A 5,012-nucleotide genomic window follows, 5' to 3' on the forward strand; every position below is an offset into this window, starting at 1 on the left:
GCACCCATGGCCAGCAGCGCGGCGGACCAGCCGAGCCAGCCCAGTAGGCCGAGGGTGCCCGGCAGCATGGCGAACTGGCCGAACGAGCCGGCGGCGCTGACGATCCCCATGGCCATGCTGCGTTTCTCGGGCGTTACGGCACGTCCCACGGCGCCGAGGATTACCGAGAAGGTGGTACCGGAAAGCCCCAGCCCGATCAATAGCCCGGCGGAAAGCGACATGCCCAGCGCTGACTCCGATAGCCCCATGAAGCTAGCCCCAGCGCCATAGAGCAGGCCGCCGATTACCACCACCCGGGCGGCACCGAAGCGGTCGGCCAAAGCCCCGGTGAAGGGCTGAGCCAGTCCCCATATCAGATTCTGCAGCGCCAGGGCGAAGGCGAATACCTCACGCCCCCAGCCCAACTCGCTACTCATCGGTTCCAGGAACAGCCCGAAACCGTGGCGCAGGCCCATGGCCAGGGAGATGACCAGGCTACCCACGACAATGATCAGCAGGGAGTGACGACGGAGGGCGTCCATGGCGAAGACCTGTTTGCAGACTAATGAAATCGCACTATCGCTGTTCTGGCGCCGCCTTGCCAGTCTCAATTTTGCGACAAGCGTGTTGCCAGCGTGCCACAGGTGTTGTGCCGAAAAGGCTTAGCTAGAATAGGGCCTTCGACTGCGCCCAATAAGGAGGCCCCATGTCTCGTGTACTGCTGACGCTTTTCATCGTGCTGCTATCGTCCCTGATGGTGGCCGGCTGCAGCTATCAGCCGGCGCGTATCAAGTCTGAACCGCTGGTTGTCATCGATGATGGTCGTGGCGGACATCACGGCGGTCGCTTCTGCCCACCAGGCCAGGCGAAGAAGGGGCGCTGCTGAATCGCCCTCGGCAGAGCGCACTCATAGGGCCTTCCAGCGGGTGCTGACGGGTGAATTTTCCGCCCCGGTTTGCGAGGTATATGCCATGAAACTCTCCATGCGGTTGCTCCTCCTGACCTTGCTGCCGGTCATGCTGGTTCTTGCTGGCTGCAGCTACTCTCCGGCCAGGATAACGCCTGAGCCCTTGATCGTGGTCGACGGCTCCGATCGTCATTATCGGGGCAAGAAGCATCATCACCGGCACAAGGCGCGCCATGTGGAGCGTCATTACTATTACCATGATCGAGGCTATCGCGAGCGGCGCCGCGGTGGGTTCTGCCCGCCCGGCCTGAGCATGCAGGGCCGCTGCTGAAGCTGGCACAGGCGTGGGGCGAGAATGCGCCGGGACGGTTTCGCATTGGTTTATCGGAGAGTAAGGTAAAGTACGATCCCCGAAAAACGGACCATAAGAAACCGTCATGGCTATTCTCGACCTGCGTGCTTGCACGCTCGGGCATGAACATGTTGCCCATGCCCATACGCATCACCAACTGATCCTGGCGACCTGTGGCGTTACCGAACTGGAAGTCGAGGGGAACGGGGACCGCGTCACTGGCGGTCGCGGCTGCCTGATTCCCTGCTCCTACCATCATGAGTACGAGGCGATGGCCATAATCGTACCCTGGTGCTGGACGTGGCCCTGGATGACCTGGCTTCACTGCGCGACGGTGATGCCATGCAGCGACTCTTCCAGCGCCCCCAGTTCTTCAACGTGCCGACCCGGCTCAATCAGCTGGCGGGAACGTTGATGGTGCAGCTCGAACAGTTTCCGGCGCTGCATAGCGAAATTGCTGCGCTGCTGCTGAGGGCACTCTATCTGCACCTGGATCTTGGTCTGGAACAGGGGGCGACTGCCGCCGGTGCCGGCTTTTCGTCAATGCGTGCGGGCGGCGAGCGAATCGACCTACGCCGCCTCAATGCCTGGATCGATCGCCATCTCGCCGACAATATCCGGGTCGAGGAACTGGCCGGCCTCTGTGCCCTCAGCCCCGGCCATTTCCATGCCCGTTTTCGCGATACCTTCGGCACCACGCCGCTGGCCCACGTTCAGCAGCGCCGTCTCGAACATGCCCACACGCTGGTCCGGCACAGCAGCCTGAGCCTGGGGCATATCGCCTCGCTGGTGGGCTTCCGCGACCAGGGCAGCTTTTCCCGCGCTTATCGACGCCAATTCGACGTGACCCCCTCCGCCGTTCGCCGGGTCCGCTCTGCCAACTGATGCAGCCGACCGGCAATGCCAACTGAGGAGTCTGGGGCAAGTCTTCCTCAGTTGCGGGCAAGCAGTGCCCGCCGGCACGTTCTAATCTCACAGTGGAAGCACCTGATCTTCCCGGCCTTGTCGGGGAGGCGATACCCGTGCCTGGCATCTGCTTCACCAAGGACCTCACGATGAAGCTCTTCTATCACCCTGACCAGGAGCGTCATGCACCGACGACCTTCCTGCTGCGCGGTCAGCCGGCCCCATCGCCGGAGGGACCGGTACGTGCTGAAATGCTGGCCGGTGGGTTGGCGACGGTAGGGCTATCCTTGACCGCTCCTGCCGAGGTCGACAGCCCGACACTACGCAGCCGCCTGGCCAAGATACATACGCCGCGCTACCTGACGTTCCTCGAAACCATACATGGGCGCTGGAGCGAGCTGCCCGGTGCCTCGGAGCTGGTGTCGCCCAACGTTCACCCCTGCGGTGGAGGGCATCACTACCCGCGTCATCCGGTCGGCCAGGCCGGCTGGCACCTGCATGACATGGCCTGTCCGATTGGTGCCGACAGCTTCGCCGGAATCCTGGCCAGCGCCGCCACGGCACAGGCTGCCGCCGAGGCGCTGTTGGGCGGCCATGGCACGACCTACGCACTTTGCCGTCCCCCTGGCCACCATGCCGGTCCGGACCGGGCCGGGGGGTTCTGCTTCCTCAACAATTCGGCGCTCGCGGCCACCGTGCTGCGCGAGCACTTTTCCCGGGTGGCCATTATTGATGTGGACCTCCACCACGGCAACGGGACCCAGGACATCTTCTACTACCGCGGCGATATCTGGACCGGTTCGCTCCATGTGGATCCCGCCGACTTCTATCCCTTCTTCTGGGGCGGCGCCAACGAGGAAGGCATGGGCGAGGGGTTGGGCACCAACGTCAACCTGCCACTGCCGTTGGGCAGTGATGGCAAGGTCTTTCTCGATACACTGGACGAACTGGTCCAACGAATGAAGGCCTTCCGCCCCGAAGCAATGGTGGTGGCGCTGGGTCTCGATGCCCACCGCAGCGATCCCCTGGCGGGCATGACCCTGGAAACCGAAGATTTCAGGGCCATCGGGCGCCGCCTGGCCGCACTGTCATTGCCCACCGTACTGGTACAGGAGGGAGGCTATCCCACCGAGCACCTGGGCGAGAATCTGGCCGCCTTCCTGACGGGCTTCTCGGGTGGCTGAGGCGCCGGGCCGGCAAGGTGGAATTTCCAATCCGCCAGAGCGATGAACCAACAATCGTCGCAGCGACGAACACGAAACGAGAGAGGAATGACATGAGCATCAGCTATCACGACAGCAATACCCGCATGAGCCAGGCCATCATTCACAACGGTACCGTCTACCTGGCCGGTCAGGTCCCCCAGGACGCCGGTGCCGATATGCGCGGTCAGACGGAGCAGGTACTGGCGCGCATTGACGAACTGCTGGCCCAGGCGGGCACCTCGAAGGAGAACCTGCTGTCGGCCCAGATCTGGGTCACCAGCATGGCGGAATTCGACCTGATGAACGCTGCCTGGGACGCCTGGGTGGTGCCGGGCCGGCCTCCGGTCCGCGCCGCTCTGGAGGCCAAGCTGGCCAAGCCCGAGTGGAAGGTCGAGATCATGGTCGTGGCGGCGCTGCCGGAGGCCTGAGATGCGTATCGTATCCGCTGAAGAGGTCGCCGCGGCACTACCCTGGCCGGCACTGGTGGAGCGCCTGGCGAAGACCTTTCGGTCAGGCGTGGAAGCGCCGCCGCGCCACCATCACGCCATGCACCGGCCGGATGGGGAAGCCACCATGCTGCTGATGCCCGCCTGGGAGCGTGACGGCTATATCGGGGTGAAGATGGTCAATGTCTTTCCCCAGAATGCCGACCACGGCCTCCCGGCCATCTCCGGGGTCTATTTCCTCAGTGAAGGCGCCCACGGGCGGCCACTGGCCTGCCTGGACGGCAGTGAGCTGACGCGCCGCCGTACCGCTGCCGCCTCGGCTCTTGCCGCGCGGGAGCTGGCACGGAAGGACGCCTCGACCCTGCTGGTGGTGGGTACCGGCAAGCTGGCACCCATGGTGATCGAGGCCCATGCCGCGGTACGGCCTATCACGCGGGTACGCATCTGGGGGCGAAGCCCGGAGAAAGCGCAGCGACTGGCAGCGGAGTATGCCGATCGGTTCGAGACCGAGGCGGTGACCGACCTGGAAGCAGCGGTTCGTGAAGCGGACTTGATCAGCTGCGTGACGCTCTCCACCGAGCCGCTGGTTCGCGGCGAGTGGCTCTCTGCCGGGACCCATCTTGACCTGATCGGTGCCTTTCGTCCCAGCATGCGGGAAACCGATGGCGAGTGCCTGCGTCGTGGAGAGGTGTTCGTCGACACGTTCGCCGGGGCCAGGGGCGAGGCCGGCGATATCCACCAGGCCATCGACGAGGGAGCCTTCGATTTCGAAGAGATTCGTGCCGACCTGGCCGAGCTGCTGCTGGCCAGGGAGCCGGGGCGCTCCTCCGAAGAGGCCATCACGGTGTTCAAGTCGGTGGGGGCCTCGCTCGAGGACCTGGCCGCTGCCATCGAGGTCTGGGAGCAGTTGGAGGAGCGTGCATGAGCGCAGGCGGTGGCGCAGGGAACGGTACGGGTTTTTTCTGGCATGAGCGCTGTTTCTGGCACGACCCCGGGCCTATCGGTGTCTTTTCTTCCCGGGGGGAGTATCTTCAGCCCCAGCCGGCTTCGGAGAGCCCCGAGAGCAAGCGGCGGCTGAAGAACCTGCTCGAGGTGTCCGGCCTGATCGATGAACTCGAGGTGCGCAAGCCGCCGGCGGCTGCCCGGGAGGATCTGGCGCGCTTCCATACCGGTCGCTACCTTGATGAGCTGGAGGAGGGCGACCGGGCCCAGGGTGG

Annotated in this window: 7 protein-coding genes and 1 pseudogene; 7 read left to right on the top strand and 1 reads right to left on the bottom strand. The window is 64.4% G+C overall.

The features are described from left to right. Positions 1-521: MFS transporter (locus Q427_RS22020; RefSeq protein ID WP_043517320.1), on the bottom strand; the 521-nt coding region annotated here is incomplete at its 3' end. 164 nt (positions 522-685) lie between these two features. On the opposite strand from Q427_RS22020, the gene Q427_RS22025 reads away from it, so the two are divergent. The 7 genes and pseudogenes from Q427_RS22025 to Q427_RS22055 form a co-directional block, all read left to right on the top strand. Then, complete coding sequence (locus Q427_RS22025; protein WP_043517321.1) at positions 686-865, top strand: hypothetical protein; 180 nt, start codon at positions 686-688, stop codon at positions 863-865. Between the two features lie 97 nt (positions 866-962). Continuing rightward, complete coding sequence (locus Q427_RS22030; protein ID WP_051496593.1) at positions 963-1,217, top strand: hypothetical protein; 255 nt, start codon at positions 963-965, stop codon at positions 1,215-1,217. 321 nt (positions 1,218-1,538) lie between these two features. Beyond that, on the top strand, positions 1,539-2,123 hold the full coding sequence (locus Q427_RS22035) for a helix-turn-helix transcriptional regulator (RefSeq protein WP_331280685.1): 585 nt from the start codon (positions 1,539-1,541) through the stop codon (positions 2,121-2,123). A 170-nt stretch (positions 2,124-2,293) separates the two neighbouring features. Beyond that, complete coding sequence (locus Q427_RS22040; protein WP_043517330.1) at positions 2,294-3,328, top strand: histone deacetylase family protein; 1,035 nt, start codon at positions 2,294-2,296, stop codon at positions 3,326-3,328. Between the two features lie 92 nt (positions 3,329-3,420). Beyond that, positions 3,421-3,777 (top strand): RidA family protein, encoded by a 357-nt coding sequence (locus tag Q427_RS22045; RefSeq protein ID WP_043517325.1) that lies wholly within the window; start codon positions 3,421-3,423, stop codon positions 3,775-3,777. 1 nt (position 3,778) lies between these two features. Next, the gene (locus tag Q427_RS22050; protein ID WP_043517326.1) at positions 3,779-4,720 is read left to right on the top strand and encodes an ornithine cyclodeaminase family protein; all 942 of its coding nucleotides are present in this window, start codon (positions 3,779-3,781) and stop codon (positions 4,718-4,720) included. After that, positions 4,717-5,012, top strand: a pseudogene (locus Q427_RS22055) (class II histone deacetylase); the annotation flags it as partial. The gene Q427_RS22050 and the pseudogene Q427_RS22055, both read left to right, overlap by 4 nt.

It is taken from the genome of Halomonas sp. BC04, assembly GCF_000568385.1.